This is a genomic window from Flavobacterium sp. SOK18b (assembly GCF_014156605.1).
Taxonomy (GTDB): domain Bacteria; phylum Bacteroidota; class Bacteroidia; order Flavobacteriales; family Flavobacteriaceae; genus Flavobacterium; species Flavobacterium tiangeerense.
The window spans coordinates 1-536 of sequence record NZ_QKNZ01000172.1; the positions used below are offsets into that span (position 1 = coordinate 1).

At 38.1% G+C, this 536-nt stretch carries 1 pseudogene; it reads left to right on the forward strand.

Going from position 1 to position 536, the window contains the following annotated elements:
- A pseudogene (locus DNC80_RS15725) lies at positions 1–536 on the forward strand (hypothetical protein); the annotation flags it as partial.

Consider the following 536-nt stretch of genomic DNA (forward strand, 5'->3'; position numbering starts at 1 on the left):
GATGGTATTGCTGATTATTTAGACTTAGATTCAGACAATGATAGCTGTTCGGATGCTAATGAGTATTATAATAATACTACTAGTGCAGCTTCGGGACAGCAATTTGGACAAACAGGAGGAGCAGTAGCGCCAGTAAATGCCAATGGTACAGTTAATTTACCTGCAGCTACGTATACAGGCTCTTATGCTAATGCGACATCCGTGGGAACATCAAGTTCTATTACATCTCAACCTGTTAATAGACTAATCAATGCTGGTACAAATACCACTTTTGCTGTAACAGCAACTGGTGGATCTGGCGTAACACAATACCAGTGGCAAGTTAATTCAGGCTCTGGTTTTACTAATATATCTAATGGTGGGGTTTATAGTAATGCTACGACAAATACCTTGACACTAACAGCTGTTCCATCAACATTTAATGGATACATATATAGAGTAATAATTAGAGAATCTAATTTTGTATGTTCATCTGTAATTTCGTCTGAAGGAACACTAACTGTATTACCTGCGCCAGTAGTAACTATAGCAGATGC